This is a genomic window from Terriglobus sp. 2YAB30_2, assembly GCF_052114765.1.
Taxonomy (GTDB): Bacteria; Acidobacteriota; Terriglobia; order Terriglobales; family Acidobacteriaceae; genus Terriglobus.
On sequence record NZ_JBFRFJ010000010.1, the window covers coordinates 171455 to 189891 of the forward strand.

General features: G+C 60.5%; 18 protein-coding genes. 8 read left to right on the top strand and 10 right to left on the bottom strand.

The window, feature by feature from the left end; all coding sequences use genetic code 11:
* Positions 1-80: 80 nt before the first annotated feature.
* The 5 genes from rimM to AB4Y89_RS16175 form a co-directional block, all read right to left on the bottom strand.
* Entirely contained in the window at positions 81-629 is a 549-nt protein-coding gene (gene rimM, locus AB4Y89_RS16155; protein ID WP_442301971.1) for a ribosome maturation factor RimM, read from the bottom strand.
* Positions 626-1135 (bottom strand): DinB family protein, encoded by a 510-nt coding sequence (locus AB4Y89_RS16160; protein WP_442301972.1) that lies wholly within the window; start codon positions 1133-1135, stop codon positions 626-628. Before AB4Y89_RS16160 ends, rimM begins: the two co-directional genes overlap by 4 nt.
* A gap of 11 nt (positions 1136-1146) precedes the next feature.
* The gene (locus tag AB4Y89_RS16165; protein ID WP_442301973.1) at positions 1147-1914 is read right to left on the bottom strand and encodes an enoyl-ACP reductase FabI; all 768 of its coding nucleotides are present in this window, start codon (positions 1912-1914) and stop codon (positions 1147-1149) included.
* Between the two features lie 146 nt (positions 1915-2060).
* The gene (locus AB4Y89_RS16170) at positions 2061-4658 is read right to left on the bottom strand and encodes a transglycosylase domain-containing protein (RefSeq protein WP_442301974.1); all 2598 of its coding nucleotides are present in this window, start codon (positions 4656-4658) and stop codon (positions 2061-2063) included.
* Between the two features lie 10 nt (positions 4659-4668).
* Complete coding sequence (locus AB4Y89_RS16175; RefSeq protein ID WP_442301975.1) at positions 4669-6414, bottom strand: proline--tRNA ligase; 1746 nt, start codon at positions 6412-6414, stop codon at positions 4669-4671.
* An 81-nt stretch (positions 6415-6495) separates the two neighbouring features.
* Between AB4Y89_RS16175 and AB4Y89_RS16180 the strand changes: the two genes are divergently transcribed.
* On the top strand, positions 6496-6840 hold the full coding sequence (locus AB4Y89_RS16180; protein ID WP_147650166.1) for an STAS domain-containing protein: 345 nt from the start codon (positions 6496-6498) through the stop codon (positions 6838-6840).
* Positions 6841-7041: 201 nt separating this feature from the next.
* Positions 7042-7782 carry a Crp/Fnr family transcriptional regulator gene (locus tag AB4Y89_RS16185; protein ID WP_442301976.1) on the top strand — a complete coding sequence of 247 codons (741 nt, stop codon included), beginning with the start codon at positions 7042-7044 and terminating at the stop codon, positions 7780-7782.
* A gap of 220 nt (positions 7783-8002) precedes the next feature.
* On the opposite strand, the gene AB4Y89_RS16190 is transcribed toward AB4Y89_RS16185, so the two are convergent.
* Entirely contained in the window at positions 8003-8989 is a 987-nt protein-coding gene (locus AB4Y89_RS16190; RefSeq protein WP_442301977.1) for a KpsF/GutQ family sugar-phosphate isomerase, read from the bottom strand.
* Between the two features lie 76 nt (positions 8990-9065).
* Between AB4Y89_RS16190 and AB4Y89_RS16195 the strand changes: the two genes are divergently transcribed.
* On the top strand, positions 9066-9701 hold the full coding sequence (locus AB4Y89_RS16195) for a TlpA disulfide reductase family protein (RefSeq protein WP_442301978.1): 636 nt from the start codon (positions 9066-9068) through the stop codon (positions 9699-9701).
* A 2-nt stretch (positions 9702-9703) separates the two neighbouring features.
* Entirely contained in the window at positions 9704-10180 is a 477-nt protein-coding gene (locus tag AB4Y89_RS16200) for a protein-disulfide reductase DsbD N-terminal domain-containing protein (protein WP_442301979.1), read from the top strand.
* 399 nt (positions 10181-10579) lie between these two features.
* On the opposite strand, the gene gltX is transcribed toward AB4Y89_RS16200, so the two are convergent.
* The 3 genes from gltX to ispF all read right to left on the bottom strand — a co-directional run bounded on the left by gltX (position 10580) and on the right by ispF (position 13422).
* On the bottom strand, positions 10580-12079 hold the full coding sequence (gene gltX, locus AB4Y89_RS16205; RefSeq protein ID WP_442301980.1) for a glutamate--tRNA ligase: 1500 nt from the start codon (positions 12077-12079) through the stop codon (positions 10580-10582).
* Between the two features lie 328 nt (positions 12080-12407).
* Positions 12408-12701, bottom strand: a complete 294-nt coding sequence (locus AB4Y89_RS16210) for a hypothetical protein (RefSeq protein ID WP_442301981.1) — start codon at positions 12699-12701, stop codon at positions 12408-12410.
* A gap of 118 nt (positions 12702-12819) precedes the next feature.
* A complete protein-coding gene (gene ispF / locus AB4Y89_RS16215; protein WP_442301982.1) occupies positions 12820-13422 on the bottom strand; it encodes a 2-C-methyl-D-erythritol 2,4-cyclodiphosphate synthase in 603 nt (200 codons plus the stop codon).
* Between the two features lie 54 nt (positions 13423-13476).
* Here ispF and ispD point away from each other — a divergent pair, with 54 nt between their 5' ends.
* Positions 13477-14178 carry a 2-C-methyl-D-erythritol 4-phosphate cytidylyltransferase gene (gene ispD, locus AB4Y89_RS16220; RefSeq protein WP_442301983.1) on the top strand — a complete coding sequence of 234 codons (702 nt, stop codon included), beginning with the start codon at positions 13477-13479 and terminating at the stop codon, positions 14176-14178.
* 132 nt (positions 14179-14310) lie between these two features.
* On the opposite strand, the gene AB4Y89_RS16225 is transcribed toward ispD, so the two are convergent.
* Positions 14311-14766 (bottom strand): GNAT family N-acetyltransferase, encoded by a 456-nt coding sequence (locus AB4Y89_RS16225; RefSeq protein ID WP_442301984.1) that lies wholly within the window; start codon positions 14764-14766, stop codon positions 14311-14313.
* A gap of 20 nt (positions 14767-14786) precedes the next feature.
* On the opposite strand from AB4Y89_RS16225, the gene tilS reads away from it, so the two are divergent.
* From tilS to AB4Y89_RS16240, 3 genes are all read left to right on the top strand, one after another.
* Complete coding sequence (tilS, locus tag AB4Y89_RS16230) at positions 14787-15851, top strand: tRNA lysidine(34) synthetase TilS (RefSeq protein ID WP_442301985.1); 1065 nt, start codon at positions 14787-14789, stop codon at positions 15849-15851.
* A 215-nt stretch (positions 15852-16066) separates the two neighbouring features.
* Entirely contained in the window at positions 16067-17983 is a 1917-nt protein-coding gene (gene ftsH / locus AB4Y89_RS16235) for an ATP-dependent zinc metalloprotease FtsH (protein WP_442301986.1), read from the top strand.
* 63 nt (positions 17984-18046) lie between these two features.
* Positions 18047-18403: a DUF4260 domain-containing protein gene (locus tag AB4Y89_RS16240; protein ID WP_442301987.1), complete on the top strand. Its 357-nt coding sequence runs from the start codon at positions 18047-18049 to the stop codon at positions 18401-18403.
* Positions 18404-18437 lie beyond the last annotated feature (34 nt).

Below are 18437 nucleotides of genomic sequence, written 5' to 3' on the forward strand. Positions count from 1 at the left end.
GACGGTGAAAGCCGTCCCATTTCTCTCCGGTGGTATCTCTGGTAACAACAAACGCCTCGCAAGCCGCGAGGCGTTGTTGGTTAACCATTGATCTCCAGCAAACCTTCCGGCAGGTTCATCTCGATGCGTTTCGCATCGAGATTCAGCGACTGGATATATGCCTGCACGAAGGGGATCAGAAGCTCATCGTCGCTCTCGTGTTTCTTCACGACGAGAAGCGATGCGCCGTGCGGCGATTCACTCCCGTGAACATCGACAATGGTGCCGATAGGGCGATCGTGATGATAGAGCTCGCAACCGATCAGATCTGCGATCCACACGCGGTCTTCTGCGAGGGCCACGCGTTCTGCGTCGGGAACGAACACCAGCTTGCCCTGCAGGGTTTCAGCATCATTGATGGAATCAATGCCGCTCAGCTTCAACACGACACGGCCGGCGTTGCGGCCGACGGGAAACCAGTGGCCTTCCACCGTGGCGGGTGTAGGTTCGCCGGCAGCATTTTCCAGCAGCACGGAGCTGGTGGTTTCAAAGCGCTCCGGAAAGTCGGTGAGCAGATCCGCCAACACCTCGCCCTTGCGTCCCTGGGGACGCAGAAGGCGAGCGATAGCGGTGTAAGGTGAACTGCTCATCCGAGAATGCTCTGCTCGTCCGCCGACGGACCATACATGCCGGGGATGGGAACTTCCAGCAGGCGCAGATAGACGCCAAGCTGTGCCCGGTGATGCACGAAATGGTTGAAGAACATGGTGCGGTAGGCCAGGATGCGGCCACCGGTAAAGAGGACGCGATCATGGTACTTCAACTGCCAGGTCGTCTCCATCTCTTCGTCGGAGATGTTTGCGAGCAGTGCGCGCGTCTTTGCTGAGGTTTCAGCCAGTACCGCAGAGGCCACTGCCGGGCTTTCGAAGGTAAAGCTCGGTATCTTGCTCTGCGAGAGGTCGACGACCGGCTCGCTGAGCACCGTGGCGCCAAAGCCCGGCAGGGTGGCTACGTGCATCACCAGCTTGCCGAAGAGCATGGACCTTTCATGGGGCTTCCAGTCGGCCTTCTCAACGGAGGGGAGCCGCTCGAAGAGCCGCTGGGCGCTTCTGATCTCCGTGTCGTAGTCGGCCAGCAGAACATCTGCAATGCGCATGAAGGGTCTCCTTACATTCCCGTGATGTTGTAACCGCAGTCGACGTAGGTGATCTCGCCGGTGATGGCGCTGGCCAGAGGAGAGCACAGGAAGACTGCTGCGCCACCCACCTCGAGCTGATCGACATTGCGATGCAGCGGGGCGCGCTCGGTCACGGTGTCCAGGATCTTGGTGAAGTCGCCGATGCCACGCGCAGCCAGGGTCTTGATGGGACCGGCGGAGATGGCGTTGACGCGGATGTTCTTCGGTCCGAGCGAGGCGGCGAGGTAGCGCACGGTCGCTTCCAGCGCAGCCTTGGCGACGCCCATGACGTTGTAGTTGGGGAAGACCTTCTCCGCGCCGTAGTAGCTCAGCGTGAGGATGGCCCCGCCGTCCGTCATCAGCGGCAGCGCCGCACGCGAGACGGCGATCAGCGTGTAAGCGCTGACGTCGTGTGCAATGCGGAAGCCTTCGCGGCTGGTGAAGATGAAGTCGTTCTTGATCTCATCGGCTGGTGCGTAGGCAACGGCGTGGATCAGGATGTCAATCTTGCCGAACTCCTGCTGGAAGGCGGCGAAGGTTGACTCAATCTCAGCATCGACGGAGAGATCGCACTGGAAGGCTTTGGCGCTTTTCAGCTCCGGCAGCAGAGCATCGGCTTCTCTCTTCAGACGCTCATTCTGGTAGCAGAGGGCGATGGTCGCACCTGCCTCAGAGAGCTTCTGGGCAATACCCCAGGCGATGCTGCGCTTGTTGGCCAGGCCGAAAATAACGGCAACTTTGCCGGTCAGATCAATCATGCAAATCCTTCCTTTCCATTGGAAAGGGTATCAGGATTGGAGCAAGATGAGGCCAGATGGTTGCGTCTTGATCGTGGTGGGAGCAGCGGGCCTCAGCCCGGGTTGGCGGACCTTATATCGAGCCTTCGGTACGACTCTGAGCCTTGCTACTGCTGAGGCTGTGTAGGTTGTTGCTGCTCCTTGTCGCCTCCGCCGCCGAAGATCTTCTGCAAGAAGTTCTTCTTCTTTTTCGGCTCTTCCACCGCTGGATTCGGTGAAGAACCAGGATTCGGCTGTGCCCCCGGATTTGGTGGCGGGCCTGAACGTACCGCGGCTGGATTCGGCGAAGCTCCCGGCTCGTTGCCTGCGGGAGGTTGCTGGTTCTCCTGCGATTGTGCCTGTCCGCCGATGCCCAGCATCTTCTGGAAGAAGTTGCGCTGGTCGTCGCCCATGTGTGAGCAGGTGTTGTGCGGCTCGGTTCCTGAGAGGAAGGCGGCTGAGTAGGCGTTGGGGCAGGACGAGTCAGAAAGCAGGTTGGTGCTCTTATCCAGCCGCTCCAGCACGACGCCGTCCGGATAGCTGAACGGCTTCATATCGGAGTACTGCGGCAGCTTGATGGCGCGGTTCATGAACTCCGCCCAGATGGGCGCCGCGGCCAGAGCACCGGCAAGCTTCACGTCGGTGTAGTCATCGTTGCCTACCCACACAATGCAGATCAGGTTCGAGGTGTAGCCTGCGAACCACGCGTCGTGGCTGGTGCCGGTCTTGCCCGCGGCCGGAGCCATGAAGCCGCGCTTGCGGGTCTCATAGCCGTAGCCGAAGTTCATCACGCCTTCCATCAGCGAGGTGGAGAGTGCGGCGACGCGTGGATCAAGCACCTGGCGCGCTTCGGGCGCGAAGTCGGCGACGATATCGCCGTTCAGATTGCGGACGCTGGCCAGTGTCCACGGGTTCAGATGCACGCCGTTGTTGGCAAAGATGGTGTACGCGCCGGCCATGTCGAGCGGCGTGGCGTCATACGCTCCCAGTGAGACAGCAGGTGTGCCGCGTGCAGCGGCAATGCCGGCCTGGCGCCCCAGCGCAGCGACGTTCTCAAAGCCCACCATCTGTCCCAGCGAGATGGTGGCGTTGTTCAGCGAGTGCGCCAGCGCATAGATGGCGGTTACAGAGCCGTGGAATTCGTCCTTGTAGTTGCGCGGCGCGTAGGTCTGACGGCCGTTGTCGAAGGTAAACGTGGTGGGTTCGTCGTCCAGCATCGTCGTCGCGGTGAAAATGCCTTTATCGCCGATCGTCTGGCCATTCACGCTGGCGTTGTAGGCAGCCGCGTAGACGAAGGGTTTGAAGATCGATCCTGTCGGCCGCTTCGAGGTGGCGTGGTTCAACTGCGAGACGCCGTAGTTGCGTCCGCCGACCATTGCCAGAACCTGACCGGTGTGCGGGTTGAGGGCGACGAGAGAGACCTGCGGCCAGGTGATGGGGCCATTGCCGCGATGCTGCTTGCGGACCATCTCATCCACGTTCTGCATGCCGATAGCGACAGCTTCTGACGCGGCACGCTGCAGATCCGGATCAAGCGAGGTGTAGATGCGCAGCGATTGGTGCGAGAGTTCCTGGTCACCGATGCGCTGCACCAGGTTGTCATGCACGACGTCGACGAAGTACGGAGCCTCAGAGGCATCGACGTTCGGCGGAGCCAGGCGGATAGGCTCTGCCTTGGCGCGCTCAGCCTCGCTCTTCGTGATGGCATTCGTCTCCACCATCGAATCGAGAACGATATTGCGACGCTCCATCGCGCGTTCCGGATGCTTGTAGGGCGAGAAGTAGTTGGGCCGCTGAATCATCCCGGCCAACATCGCGCACTCGGCCAGATCAAGCTGCTTGAGGTCTTTGCCGAAGTACGCCTGTGCCGCTTCGCCAAAGCCGTTGATGGCGAAGCTGCCACGCTGACCCAGGTTGATCTGGTTGGCATACATCTCGAAGATCTGCTGCTTGGTGAACCGGGCCTCAAGCTGGAAGCTGATGAGGATCTCGATCAGCTTGCGCTTGATGTGCTTTTCAGGCGTAAGGAAGAAGCCGCGAGCAAGCTGCTGCGTCAGTGTGGATCCGCCGCAGGCTTTGCGGCCGCTCAACACGTCCTGCACGCCGCACTTGATAGTACGGGCATAGTTGATGCCGCCGTGTTCGAAGAACTGACGGTCTTCGATTGCAGTGACTGACTGCACCATGCGCTGCGGAATGTCCTTGTAGCTGACCAGGCGGCGCTTGATACGGTTCTTATCTTCGGAGAGGCCGGTGATGAGCAGCGGTTCCAGCTCGTAGCCGCGCAACGCCACACCGTTTTCCGCGGTGATGGACTGAACTTCTCCATCCTCGGTGGTGATGGTGGCGCCGTCAGTGGAGTGGAAGCTCTGCGGACCAGGCTTGATCAGGATGGTATCGCCGCGTAGTTGGAAGGTGCCCATCTGCGGGTTGTTGTTGTATCCGGCCTGGCGAAGCTCCTGCCCGATGGCGCCGGCGCTTAACTTCTGGCCGGGACGCACCTCACGTGGAGCAGCGAAGATCTGCGAGGTATTGGTAAACATGGGACCGGCGTTCAGCCGGTCGTCCACGATCTTCTGATACCTGAAGTAGTAGTAGCCGAAGACGGAGAAGAACAGAAGCAGCAGCGCCGAGCACGCGATCAGCGCGACCCGAAGGATACGAACGCCCAGCGAATGCTGGGCGCCGGTGCGGCTGTTGCCGCCGATCTTCACTTTTACGGCCATAGGTGTTCTCTTACTTAGACGCAGATTCGCAGACACGCGTCAGTGCCTGCGTAACTTCCTCTACAGCAACATCTACGCTCTCATTGGTCAGGCGGTTCACAAACTCCACCTTCCCCTCGGCAAGTTTCTTGCCGATGTTGATACGGAAGGGGATACCGGCCAGATCGGCATCCTTGAACTTCACTCCGGCACGCTCGTCGCGGTCATCGAGAATCGTATCGAAGCCGGCCTTGTCGAGTGCCTGGGCCACGGTTTCACCGGCTGCGCGAAGCGTCTCGTCGGCGACGTTGGTCACCGTGACCACCACTTCGAACGGCGCGATGGAGGGCGGCATGGCATAGCTGATCTCGCCCCTGGAGTCGATACCACGATTAGCGGCAGACTGCTCGATGGCCGCGGTGAGGATGCGCTCGATGCCGATGCCGTAGCAGCCCATGATGGGCATGACTTCCTTGCCTTCGCGATCGAGCACGCTGGCACCCATCGACTCTGAGTAGCGGTAGCCGAGCTTGAAGATATGGCCGATCTCGACTGCCTTGCCCAGCTTGAGCGATGTGCCGCACTTCGGGCAGGGCTCGCCTTCGTTGATGTTGCGGACGTCCGCGATCAGGGTCGGTTTGAAGTCCTTACCCGGCGTGACGTTGCGTAGATGGAAGCCTTCCTTGTTGGCTCCGGTGATCAAGTTCTTGCGGCCTTCCAGGGCGGCATCGAGGATGACGAAGTCGGCTTTGACGCCGATCGGACCAAGGAAGCCGGCCGGAGCGCCGAAGGCAGCCAGAATCTCTTCAGCGACCATGGGACGCAGCTCACCTCCGCCGACAGCGGTTGCGAGCTTGGCCTCGTTCAGCATGTGGTCTCCGCGCAGGAAAGCGACGATGGTCTTCGACTTGCCGTCGGGAGTAGTGACGACCATTGCCATGGTCTTCATCTGGTAGACCGGGGCAACGTTCAGGAACGCGCCTACTTCGTCGATGGTGCGCTGGGTTGGCGTGGAGACCTCTTCGACAATGCCGTCTTCGAGTTCAGTGACAACCGCCAGGGCGCTGGTGGCTTTCTCCAGATTGGCGGCGTAGTGGCAGTTGGGGCAGCTTGCGATCAGGTCTTCGCCGGCATCGGTGTAGACCATGAACTCCTGCGAGGCGGAGCCGCCCATTGCGCCGGAGTCGGCCTCGACGGCGACAAAGTCCAGGCCGCAGCGCGAGAAGATATTCCGGTAGGCGCGGTCGTGCTTGTCGTAGCTCACGTCCAGGCCGGCAGCATCGATGTCGAAGCTGTAGGAGTCCTTCATGATGAACTGGCGGACGCGCAGCAGGCCCGCCTTGGGACGGGGCTCATCGCGGAACTTGGTCTGGATCTGGTACCAGATCTGCGGCAGCTGTTTGTAGCTGCGCAGCTCCTTGCGGGCGATGTCGGTCATGACCTCTTCGTGGGTCATGCCCAGACAGAGGTCGGCGCCCTTGCGGTCTTTCAGGCGGAACATGTTCTCGCCCATCACAGACCAGCGGCCGCTGGCCTCCCAGATCTCGCGGGGGTTCAGCGCCGGCAGAAGGAACTCCTGCCCGATAGCGTCCATCTCTTCGCGGACGATGGCGACGATCTTGTTGATCGAACGGTTGCCGAGAAGCAGGTAGCTGTAAATACCGGCGCCCAACTGGCGCACATACCCCGCCCGGAGAAGCAGCTTATGGCTTGCCACCTCGGCGTCGGCCGGAGCCTCGCGCAAGGTGGGGATAAAGAGCTGAGACCAACGATGCATAAGTGTTGATTGTATCGAAGGGAACCCGGCGAAAAACGGTTCCGGCGCCCCCGGTTCCTGCTTGGTATAGTGGTAGGCACCATGCCGCCTGTGCCGCTGAAGATTGATACTGCTCCTGGTGCGTTGGAGGGAATCCTCATCATGCGTCTCTCCGGTTCGCTGACGCTTGGCGATCTGCCTAAACTGCAGGCGGCGGCAAAGGCGTCTACGGAGCCCCTGGTGGTTCTGGATATCTCGGGGGTACCGTACGTCGACTCTGCCGGGCTCGGCGCCATCATGAACTTCCATCTGGCAGCCCAGAAACAGGGGCGAAGGCTGGCCGTTGCGGCCCCGCAACAGCGCATCGCCGCGCTGATGGAACTCACCAAGGTGAATACGGTGTTGAAGGTGTTCCCCACCGTAGCCGACGCCGAGTCGACCCTGTAGCTTAATTCGGGCTTAAGGTTCCAGATCCAAAACGGTCTTTTTTTTCAAAAAGTTGCACTATGTGTGCTGTATGACAGACACGTATATGCAGAATCATTCACGATAGGTTCAGCACTTCGATACACACTCTGAAAATGCCAGGGATAGGCATACCCCAGGTATGGCATTCGTCGTGCTCTGTGTTGTGTAAGGAACCCCACGATGAATGGACTGGAAACGACGGGGACCATGAATCAACGGCCCCTGAACTGGATTTTGCTACAACTCCCGGAAGCCACCTATGCCGCACTGCAACGGCATTTCACGCAAGTGGAGTTACAGGTGGGTATGACACTTGCAGAACCGGAGAAGCCGACGGAGTTTGTGTATTTTCCGTTGAGCGGATTCGTCTCACTGAGCGTGCTTACTGAGTCGGGCGATTCGGTCGAGGTGGCCACGATCGGTCACGAAAGCCTGATCAATGTCGGTCCGCTGATCGATCAGCCTGTTGGGCCCCACCTGGCTACTGTCCGGGGCGAGGGTTCGGCTCTGCGCATCCGTTCCGCAATGATGCGTGAGGAGGTGCGCCGCGATCCGGCGCTGCTCCATGCTGTACACCAGGCGGCATACCTCAAGATGGTGCAGATGGGCCAGAACGTGGTCTGCAACCGCATCCACTCTGTCGAACAGCGCCTGGCGCGCTGGCTGCTGACAGCTTCTGACCGCATGCAATCGAATTCGCTTCGGCTGACGCAAGAGTATCTGTCACAGATGCTGGGTGCGCGCCGGTCGACCGTGACGATTGCGGCGGGCGATCTGCAACGAGCCGGACTGATGGAGTACACCCGCGGCAAGATCCGCATCAAGGATCGCGTTGAGCTGGAGAAGGCAGCGTGTGAGTGCTATCACACGCTCCGTACGGCGACGGAACGGTTTCGGCCGGCGGCTCTGAAGAAGGCTTAGGGCGCTCGGCAGATCCGGAAGCAGTAGACTCTTGCTGCCCCATTCTTCGCGGTTTTATCGCGAAGGGTGGGGTATCGCGCTTCGCGCGATCGTATTTCTGTAACCCTAACGTTGGTTCAGAAAGATTGGTAAAAGTGCACAGGAAAGTGAAAGACGGGCCCATGTCCCCGAGGGACATGGGGCAGCCGGTGCATGGGTTATCCCGAATCTGTCGACACTCCTAAACCAGTTCCAGGCCCCAGAGGTCGTGAAGGTGTAGAACTCCCTGCAGATGGCTGTCTTTGGTGACAACCACCAGCGAGGTAATCTTTCGTTCTTCCATCACAGCCAGGGCGGACGAGGCCAGGGCATCCGGAGCGATGGTCTGGGGCGCCGTGTTCATCACCTCTACGGCGGTGCGGGAGAGTGCCTGCGCCTGCTCCCGTTCCAGCAGGCGGCGCAGGTCGCCATCCGAGATAATGCCGAGCAGTCTGCCGTCTTCCGCCACCGTGGTGATGCCGAGCCGCTTACGGCTCATCTCATGGATGACCTCCGGCATGGGGGTGGAGGGCGCGACGATGGGAATGTTGTCGCCTGCATGCATGAGCTGCGAGACCAGCCGCAGCCGTTTGCCCAGCTTGCCGCCGGGATGAAGCTGTGCGAAATCTTCGCTGCGGAACCCGCGTTGCCGCGCCACCTCAATGGCGAGCGCATCTCCGAGTGCGAGCATCACGGTGGTGGAGGCTGTCGGTGCGAGGTTCAACGTGCAGGCCTCACGGGAAACGGAGCAGTCCAGAACAACATCGCTTGCCTGGGCGAGCGTCGACTGCGGTTCGCCGGTCATGGTGATGAGGGCATCGCCCAGCCGCTTCAGCAACTCCAGCAGGCGCAGAATCTCTTCGGTCTGACCGGAGTAGGAGAGCGCCAGCACCAGGTCTCCGCGGGTAAGCATGCCGAGGTCTCCGTGGATGGCCTCCGCGGGATGCAGGAACTGTGCCGGGGTGCCGGTGGAGTTCAGGGTTGCGGCAATCTTCTGCGCGATGAGTCCGCTCTTGCCCATGCCGGTGACCACGACGCGCTGACGATTGTTGGCACAGGCGGCCAGCCGCGTGGCGGCGTCGTGAAAGGCCTGGTGCATGGAGCCGTCCAGGCGTGAGGCTAGGCTCTCCAGCGCAGCGGCTTCAATGCGCACCAGATCGGAGGGGGTGATGCTGTTTGCGGTTTCCATCAGTCCAACCAGATGCTACACCGGCAGGCATGACTGAGAGCTCTGCCGGTACACTGGAGGGTAGGAGACTTCAATCGTGAAGCGGAATCTGGCAGTACTCGGCGTCCTTGCGTTGCTGGTGGCGGCGCTGGTGTGGGCGGGGGTGCAGAACCTGCGCGCACGCCGTCTGGCGGCAGAGAAAGCAAAGCAGGCGCCGGAGCTGGCCCTGGTGAAAGAGGGAGAGGCGCCTCCCACGCCGAGTGTGAGCGCAGACAGCTTCGTAGGAGATCTGGATCTGCGGGGTAAACCTGCGCCGGCTTTCACGCTGACCACGCTCGAGGGCAAGAAGGTCTCGCTCAGCGATTACAAGGGCAAGCCGGTGCTGGTGAACTTCTGGGCCACCTGGTGTGCGCCCTGCAAGCTGGAGATGCCCTGGTTCGAAGAGCTCCGCAAGAAGTATGCGGATCAGGGATTCACGATTCTTGGCATCTCTGAAGATGAGGATGAGCCGAAGGAAGCGATTGCCAAAGCCGCAAACAAGCTGGGTGTGACCTATCCCATCCTGCTGACCGATCACAAAGCGGATAAGGCCTATGGCGACTTCGCGATCCTGCCCATGAGCTTTTACATCGCCGGCAACGGCACCATCGTCGAGCAGTCGGCCGGGCTGGGAAGCAAGGACGACATCGAAACCAAGATCAAAAAGACCATTGCTGCAACGGGAGCCATGTAACCATGAAGCGTCTGCTGAACCTGCTGGTTGTACCTGTATTCGCTGCGGGACTCGCTTCTGCACAGATGAACGGCCCTGTGCCGAAGAGCTTCGTGACCTACGCCGCCGAGCCTGCGTCGATTGCGGCGAAGAAGGCTGCGGTGGTGGAACTGCACTTCAAGGTGCTCGACGGCTATCACATGAACTCGCATACACCGAAGAGCGAGTTGCTGATTCCTACCGTGCTGAAGCTGGAGCCGGCCACCGGCGTCAAGCTGGGTGCGATCGACTATCCGGCGGGGCATGAGTACAGCTTCTCGTTCAGTCCGCAGGAGAAGCTGGATGTCTATACCGGCGACCTGACGTTGAAGACGCATCTCACCGCGGCAGCGGCGGGAACGTATACGGTGAAGGGCGTGCTCAGCTACCAGGCCTGCGACAACGCCGCCTGCTATCCGCCGAAGAAGCTTCCGGTGGAGATTGAGGTCACTGCGAAGTAAGTCGGGTCTTCTGTCATTTCGTAGCGAAGTCCAATAAATTGCCCTCAGCGGCTAAAGCCGCTCTCATCTGGCCTTGATATCGCACGGCTGAAGCCGTGCGCTTAAGCAAGGCATTCGCGCCTGCAGCGCGAAATGGTTGCGCTACGCGCAACGGTTTTGCGGGGCCGGCAATGAGCAATGCATCGAAACTCTCCATCGGGTTTTATTCGCCATCAGCCACCGCGATCAACTTCACAGGATGGTCTTGTTTAAGGGCACGGCTTCAGCCGTGCCGCCCAGAGCCCGCGAAGGCCGCGGCTTTAGCCGCTGAGGGCAATGTGGCGGCAATAAAGCGGGTCCTTCGCTTACGCTCAGGATGACAACAAAGAAATAGAAAGCCCGGCGGTTGCCGGGCTTTTCTTATTTCTTTGTATTGGCGGCTGCCTTCTTCTGGTTATCGATGAAGCGCCGGATGCGGTCGATGCTGCGGGCTTTGCCGAAGACCACCAGCGACTCCAGCAGCGGCGGCGACTGTGCACTTCCGGTGAGGATGGCGCGCAGCAGCATGAAGGCTTCTTTGACAGACCACTCCTTTGCGGTCAGCAGTGCGCGCAGTGCTGCATCGATCGCTTCCGTCGTCCAGTCCGTTCCTTCCAGCGCAGTAAGCATCTCCGCGGCGAAGGCGAGAGTCTCTTCCGGCGTGCGCTTCTTCGGAATCCACACATCGGCGGGCGGAGCGACGATGTCGCGGAAGAAGAAGTCGGTCAGGTCACCCCACTGTCCCAGCGTCTCCATACGCGTCTGCACCAGCGGCGCGATGGCTCGGATGTAGCTGTCGGAGAGGATTGTCTGCTTCAGCACAGCGACGAACTCTTCCTGCGGAAGGGCGCGGAGGTATTCGCCGTTCAGCCACTTCAGTTTCACCAGATCAAAGACGGGGCCGCCGAGGGAGATGCGCGGGAACTCAAACTTCTCCACCATCTGCGTCAGCGAGAAGATATCGATCTCTTTGGTGTTGCCGGCGTTGGCGGCTTCCACGGGATTGAGAGTCGGCATGCCGCCGCCCATCAGGCCCAGGAAGTTGATCATGGCCTGCGGCAGGAAGCCGGACTCGCGATAGTAGATCAGCGAAACCGGATTCTTGCGTTTGGAGATCTTCGACTTGTCGACATTGCGCAGCAGCGGCATGTGCCAGAACTTAGGCCGCTCCCAACCGAAGGAAGCATAGAGCAGCACGTGCTTCGGCGTGGAGCTGATCCACTCCTCGGCGCGGATCACGTCAGTGATCTGCATCAGGTGGTCGTCAACGACGTTTGCCAGGTGATAGGTGGGGAAGCCGTCGGACTTCAGCAGCACCTGGTCATCGACGTTGTTGTGGTCGATGACAATCTCGCCGCGCAGCTCATCGCGGAAGGTGGTGGAACCATCTTCCGGCACGGCCATGCGAATGGTGAAGGTCTTACCGGCGGCGATATTCGCCTCGACGGTCTCCTTCGGCAGGTACTTGCAGGTGCGGTCGTACTTGGGTGCGACCTTGGCGGCCATCTGGGCCTTGCGCTTGGCTTCCAGCTCCTCGGGGGTACAGAAGCAGCGGTAGGCGGTGCCGTTGTTGAGCAGCGTCTGCACGTGCTCCCGATAGATCTCGGTGCGCTCCGACTGGCGGTAGGGGCCGTGGGGGCCGCCGACATCCGGACCCTCATTCCAGTCCAGCCCCAGCCAGCGCAGCGAGTCGAAGATCATCTGCTCGGAGGTGGGGACAAAACGGGTGCGGTCCGTATCTTCAATGCGCAGGATGAACTGTCCCCCGCGCTGGCGCGCAAAGATGTAGTTCAGCAGGCCAATGTAGGCGGTGCCGACGTGGGGATCGCCGGTGGGCGAAGGAGCAATACGGACGCGAGTAGGGCGGGCGGAATCAGTCATGCTGGATATCAGAACCAATCTCTGATTCTAGCGGAGATTCCGCCCGTTCCCGGATTTGACGTCCTGGCCTAAACGGACTGCCGTGGTGGATTTCCTCTCCCGAAGGCAATCACGAAGAGAAGCCCCAGATTAACCAGTGGGACGATCATCAGAAGGCTGAGCGCTGGCGGGAAGCCGCACTTCCTGAAGATCTGCCAGAAGGGAACTATTACCAAGGAGCCGAAAAAGAAGAGGACGATGAGATGAGTTGGAGCGAAAAGCTCACCCATTTTTGAATTGTTCTCCTGTATGGATGTTATGACCTTCGAAGCTGATCTTTTCACGGCAATCAGGCTTGCGGCGGAGCCTCATAGGGCGACGGTGGCGGTGGTGGCGGATATCCGGCTGTTGCGTATACCGGAACAACTGGAGTCTTCCACTGTGAGAAGGCCAGGACATACAGCATCACAAGGTTCGCCAGCGGCACCACCATCAGAAACGAAAGCGCAGGCGCCATGCCGGCTTTCTTGAAGATCTGCCAGAAGGGAACGACGATGATGGCCGCGCCGATGATCCAGCACATAAGGATCACGGGCGCCATAAGAGCGATGATTGCGGATGGATCGGGATTACCAGAATTCATGCCAGCTCAACTCGCTTTCCTGAAGATGTGAGCCACTGTAGATGCTTTCCGGCGGTCTGCCAATGAAAAAACGAAGGGCGTCCCGCGGGACGCCCTTCGTTTGAATACTAGACAAAGACTAAGTCAGATCGTCGGTATCGAAGGCCGGTTTACGGCCCAGGGCGCGGGTGTCGTGGACTTCGATGCCGTCCACAAGGTTCTTCACGGCGGCGTCGACATCATCTTCCACAGCGATGGCCAGTTTGCCTTCGGGGGTCTTGATCTCTTCCAGGAGAACGGTCGCGTGGGCCACGGCGACTCCATCCTGGTTCAGACCCTCAGGTGTCTTGGCCTTGATGCCGACGTCACGGGGCGAGACGCCGAGCAGTTCGGCGACGCGGGCGCGCATGTCTCCGGCGATGGGAACGATCTTCGGTTTGGCCAGCACCAGCACGGTGTCGATGTTCACGATGCGATAGCCGGCAGCAGCTACCTCTTCCAGCGCGGTGCGCAGGAAGATGTCAGAGGCCGCGCCTTTCCAGCGCGCATCGCTCGGAGGGAAGAAGGTGCCGATATCTCCGGCGGAGACTGCTCCAAGCAGGGCATCCGTGATGGCGTGCAACAGTACGTCACCATCCGAGTGCCCGGCCAGGCCTTCCGGAGAGTCAATCGGCAGACCGCCGATGATGAGGGGAACGCCGGGTTTAAAGGCGTGAGAATCGAAGCCGTAACCAATTCGCATGCAAGCACCAGCATAAATGCACCGGGCGGACGCGATATACTCGCGTCCTGATATATGCGAGTCTTTGTCATTCTTCCAGCGGCCGGAATCGGCACGCGCATGGCGGCGGCAGGCGCTTCCGCTCCCAAACAGTTTCTCGAGCTGGGCGGCCAGCCGATCCTGATTCACAGCCTTAAGACCTTCGCCGGAGTTGCGGCGGTCACTGAGATTCTGGTCGCGGTGCGGCCGCAGGAGATGAAGCGTGTCCACCAGCAGGTTGCCGCGGCAGGTCTCAACGGCCGCGTGCGTGTGGTTGAAGGCGGAGAAAACCGCCAGGGATCGGTAGCCAATGCCTTGGCTGCGCTGGATTGTGCTGATGATGACATTGTGCTGGTGCACGATGCTGTGCGTCCGCTGATCGACGGACACACCATCGAACGCACTATTGCGGCGATTCAGAAGCACGGAGCGGCGATTGTCGGCGTACCCGCCATCGACACCATCAAGCAGGTGGAGCGTACCGCCGACGGAGCGATTATCACCAGCACCATTCCGCGTGAGCTGATTGTGCAGGCACAGACGCCGCAGGGCGCCACCGCCGCTCGGTTGCGGAGGGCGTTTGCGGAGGCCAATGCGGATGGCTTTAGCGGAACCGATGAGGCGAGCGTGCTTGAGCGTGCAGGGATGGAGGTCGCTGTGGTCGCGGGATCACACCGCAATTTCAAGATCACGCAACCTGGGGATTTGGAGCTGGCTGAGTTTTATTTGAAGCATTAGGGGCTATCGATTCCGGTGGGAGCCTATGCACTGAGTGCCCCATCCATCGCTACTCACCCCAACGAACGAAGTTCGTGGGGGACCCCGATACGCGATGGGTGGGATATCGAGTCTTGTGGTGATTTAGGCGATTTACAAGTGAAGCATCATCTCCGTTGTTCCGCTGAAGCCCATCTTTTCGTAGATGGGTTTTCCCATGCGTGAGGCATGGAGCGAGAGCAGGCGGCAGCCGCGGCTCCGTGAGGCTTCAATGGCAAGTTCGACCAGTTTCCGCGCCAGACCATGGCCGCGGTGCGCCGGATCCACGAAGACATTGAGCAGGTAAGGGCGCAGCGGTACTGGGTCTAAGAAGTGCGGCGGCCACTGCATCCACCAGATTCCCGCGCCGGCAATGGGACGGCCATCGAGTTCGACGATCCATCCGGTGTATTCGCCAGACTCGAGCCGCGGCCTGACCCAGGGTTCAAAGTTGGCGCGCACCGTGGCACGGACGGCTTCATCTCCCTGGCCGGAGTCAGCGAACATGCGCTGGCGGTGTTCGGCGATAAGGGCGGCGTCGGCTGGCGTGGCAGGACGTGTATGGAACATAACGTATTGATAATGGAACGATGGCTCAAGGTGCACTGAATTTGAACGGCAGTCTTTTCCGGGTGGGTGACCGCGTCGCCGTCGGCGTCTCGGGCGGGGCAGACTCGGTGGCGTTGCTGCTTGCCCTGGCTGACCGGAGAGCGGACCTGGGCATCGGCCTCAGCGTTGTGCATGTGGAGCATGGGATTCGCGGAGAAGAAGGAGAGGCCGATGCGGCCTTTGTGCAGCAGCTCTGCGAGCGCCTCGAGATTCCGGTGACCGTGGAACGGGTCGATGTCCCAGCGCGGGTGGAGCAGGAAAAGGAGTCCGTCGAGGAGGCCGCCCGCACTCTGCGATACCAGGTCTTCGCGCGTCTGGACGCCGATGCCGTCGCTACCGCCCATACCCAGGATGACCAGGCGGAGACGGTGCTGATGAAGCTGCTGCGCGGCGCCTGGACGGAAGGGCTGGGGGCCATTTCGCCGGTGGTCGCGGGCGAGGCGCCCCAGATGGGATCCCAGCTCGGGCCAAGGATTGTTCGTCCTATGCTTGCCGTCTCCCGGGCGGAGGTGGAGGCGTATTTGCGGTCGCGGGGCCAGGAGTGGCGGGAGGATTCGACCAACCGGTCCCTCGATCTGACCCGCAACCGTGTCCGGCATGAGCTGATGCCGCTGCTGCGGCAGTTCAACCCGCAGATCACGCCAGCTCTGGCTCAGGTAGCGGAGCTGGCCCGTGCCGAGGAGGAGTTCTGGGCTGGAGAGCTGGCGAGGCTGTTGCCGGGGCTGGTGCTGCCCGGGACGCCGGTCCGGGGCGGGGGCCGCAGTTCGGAGACGGCTCCCGGCGCCAGGGCGGTCGCTATGGAGATTGAGCGGCTGCGGCCGCTTTCGGTGGCGGCGCGGCGACGGGTGCTGCGGGGGGCAGCAGCCGGGCTTGGGTGCCGGCTCAGCTTCGTGGAGACGGCAAAATTGCTGGCGATGTGCGGTCTGGCGGGGGAGGGGTGGACGCCGGATCCCACCGTCTCGGCCAAGCCTGGGGCCCAGCTTCACCTACAGGGTGGTTTACGGGCCCGCAGAACCGCCCGGGAGCTGCAACTGTCCCGGATTTGAACATCGTTACCTCCGACCGAAGTTGCAGAAACTTCCCCTGAAAGTGGCGGCGGAATCGTTAATGCTGGGAGTAGAATCAAAAACACCAGCGCGAACGCTTTTCCCGGGAGCACCTTCCGCCCCTGGGTGGCGTCTAAACCATTGCAGGGACGTTTCTGCGAAACGTGCCGGCTGGTTTAGCTTCCAGGCGAAGCAGCCGGAAAGAGGAACCGGATTTGAATTCAACTGTTAAAACCGTCCTGATCTGGGTATTCATGATCACCTGCCTCGTGATTCTGTGGCAGTTCGTGGTCAAGGGAACAGGCATCGGACATGACACAACCATCTCCCTGAGTCAGTTGTTGAACGATGCCGAACAAGGCAAGATCTCTGACGTAGTGGTCAACGGCACGGAAGTGACCGGACATTACCGAGACAACAAGGACCAGTTCCATACCACCATTCCGGCCAACTATCCGGACATGTACAAGTCGCTGCGTGATCACGGTGTCGCCATTACGGTGAAGGATCAGCAGTCGAATGCATGGCTTGGCCTGTTGATCCAGATCGCTCCCTTCGCGCTGATTCTGAGTTTGTGGTTCTTCCTCCTGCGCCAGATGCAGTCCGGCGGCAACAAAGCCCTCAGCTTTGGCAAGAGCCGTGCCCGTCTGCTGAGCATGCAGCAGAAGAAGGTGACGTTCAAGGACGTTGCCGGCGTGGACGAGGCCAAGGAAGAGCTGAAGGAGATCATCGAGTTCCTGCGCGAGGCGCAGAAGTTCCAGCGCCTGGGTGGCCGTATCCCCAAGGGCGTGCTCCTCGTCGGACCTCCGGGAACCGGTAAGACCCTGCTGGCGCGCGCAGTCGCCGGCGAGGCCAATGTTCCGTTCTTCTCGATCTCCGGTTCGGACTTCGTTGAGATGTTCGTCGGTGTGGGCGCCAGCCGCGTTCGCGACCTCTTCGAACAGGGCAAGAAGAACGCTCCCTGCATCATCTTCATCGACGAGATCGACGCTGTCGGCCGTCACCGCGGCGCTGGCCTGGGCGGCGGACACGATGAGCGTGAGCAGACACTGAACCAGCTTCTCGTCGAGATGGACGGCTTTGAGTCCAACGACGGCGTGATCCTGGTGGCTGCCACCAACCGTCCTGATGTTCTTGACCCGGCGCTGCTGCGTCCCGGCCGTTTCGACCGCCGCGTGATCGTGGGCCGTCCGGATGTCCGTGGCCGCGAGGAAGTGCTCCGCGTTCACTCCAAGAAGGTTCCTCTGGCTGAGGACGTTGACCTGAACATTCTGGCTCGCGGGACACCGGGCTTCTCCGGCGCCGACCTTGCCAATATGGTCAATGAAGCTGCCCTGATCGCTGCCCGCAACAACCGTAAGGCCGTACACATGTACGACTTTGAAGTTGCCAAGGACAAGGTCCTGATGGGCGCCGAGCGCAAGTCGATGCTGCTGACCGACGAAGAGAAGAAGGTCACGGCCTATCACGAAGCCGGCCACGCCCTGGTTGCCGCCATGCGCGAGAATGCTGACCCGCTGCACAAGGTCACCATCATCCCGCGCGGTATGGCTCTGGGTGTGACCATGCAGATTCCTGAGGAAGACAGGCACACCGTCACCAAGGACTACCTGGAGACGCAGCTTGCCATCCTGATGGGCGGCCGCTGCGCCGAGGAGATCTTCCTCAAGAAGATGACCACCGGCGCCGGTAATGACATCGAGCGTTCCTCTGATCTGGCTCGCCGCATGGTCTGCGAGTACGGTATGTCGAATCTTGGCCCGTTGACTTTCGGCAAGAAGGAAGAGCAGATCTTCCTCGGCCGCGAGATCGCACAGCACCGCGATTTCTCTGACGATACGGCCAGGCAGATCGACGGTGAGGTTCGTAACTTCGTCGATGCGGGTTACAAGTCGGCTTACTCGATCCTGGAGAACAACCAGGACATCATGCACCGCATGGCGCAAGCCCTGCTGGAGCGTGAGACGATCGACGCACAGGAGATCCGCCTCATCATCGAAGGCAAGGATCTGCCTCCGTCGAAGTCGGCTCTGGCCCACGCGGACTCGAACACTGCGGATACGCAGAAGGTCCTGAAGCCTGAGAGCGGCCGCGCTCCTGGCTTTGGCGACAGCCGTCCTAGCCCCGCATAAATTCCTGATACAGGAAATCGAAAGGCCACCCTTCCGGGTGGCCTTTTCGTTTAGCGTGAAGGCATGCTGACGCGTCCCCGAGTTCTGTTGCATCTCGAAGGTGCCGCCGTCTTTGCGGCTGCCCTGTTCTTCTACCAACAGATCCATGCAAGCTGGCTGCTCTTCGGTCTGCTCTTCCTTGTGCCGGATCTTTCGATGATCGGTTTTGCAGCGGGCGCTCGCATTGGAGCGGCGGCGTACAACTTCTTTCACACGGAGGTGCTGCCTGTTCTGCTTGCTATCGTGGCTGCCTGGGCGCACCATCCGCGAGCTTTGGCGATTGCGCTGATCTGGATCAGCCATATTGGCTTTGACCGCCTGCTGGGCTATGGATTGAAGTACCCTACGCACTTCAAAGACACGCATCTGCAGCGTCTGTAGGCCTGCCCTATAGCTAGCGTGAGATCGAATTTTG

Bases quoted from the DNA above. Each gene is read 5' to 3' on its own strand.
- gltX (WP_442301980.1), bottom strand. From the start codon at position 12,079: ATGACTGATTCCGCCCGCCCTACTCGCGTCCGTATTGCTCCTTCGCCC.
- AB4Y89_RS16180 (WP_147650166.1), top strand. From the start codon at position 6,496: ATGCCGCCTGTGCCGCTGAAGATTGATACTGCTCCTGGTGCGTTGGAG.
- rimM (WP_442301971.1), bottom strand. From the start codon at position 629: ATGAGCAGTTCACCTTACACCGCTATCGCTCGCCTTCTGCGTCCCCAG.
- AB4Y89_RS16170 (WP_442301974.1), bottom strand. From the start codon at position 4,658: ATGGCCGTAAAAGTGAAGATCGGCGGCAACAGCCGCACCGGCGCCCAG.
- AB4Y89_RS16190 (WP_442301977.1), bottom strand. From the start codon at position 8,989: ATGGAAACCGCAAACAGCATCACCCCCTCCGATCTGGTGCGCATTGAA.
- AB4Y89_RS16185 (WP_442301976.1), top strand. From the start codon at position 7,042: ATGAATGGACTGGAAACGACGGGGACCATGAATCAACGGCCCCTGAAC.
- tilS (WP_442301985.1), top strand. From the start codon at position 14,787: ATGGCTCAAGGTGCACTGAATTTGAACGGCAGTCTTTTCCGGGTGGGT.
- AB4Y89_RS16165 (WP_442301973.1), bottom strand. From the start codon at position 1,914: ATGATTGATCTGACCGGCAAAGTTGCCGTTATTTTCGGCCTGGCCAAC.
- ispD (WP_442301983.1), top strand. From the start codon at position 13,477: ATGCGAGTCTTTGTCATTCTTCCAGCGGCCGGAATCGGCACGCGCATG.
- AB4Y89_RS16175 (WP_442301975.1), bottom strand. From the start codon at position 6,414: ATGCATCGTTGGTCTCAGCTCTTTATCCCCACCTTGCGCGAGGCTCCG.
- AB4Y89_RS16210 (WP_442301981.1), bottom strand. From the start codon at position 12,701: ATGAATTCTGGTAATCCCGATCCATCCGCAATCATCGCTCTTATGGCG.
- AB4Y89_RS16225 (WP_442301984.1), bottom strand. From the start codon at position 14,766: ATGTTCCATACACGTCCTGCCACGCCAGCCGACGCCGCCCTTATCGCC.
- AB4Y89_RS16160 (WP_442301972.1), bottom strand. From the start codon at position 1,135: ATGCGCATTGCAGATGTTCTGCTGGCCGACTACGACACGGAGATCAGA.
- ispF (WP_442301982.1), bottom strand. From the start codon at position 13,422: ATGCGAATTGGTTACGGCTTCGATTCTCACGCCTTTAAACCCGGCGTT.
- AB4Y89_RS16240 (WP_442301987.1), top strand. From the start codon at position 18,047: ATGCTGACGCGTCCCCGAGTTCTGTTGCATCTCGAAGGTGCCGCCGTC.
- AB4Y89_RS16200 (WP_442301979.1), top strand. From the start codon at position 9,704: ATGAAGCGTCTGCTGAACCTGCTGGTTGTACCTGTATTCGCTGCGGGA.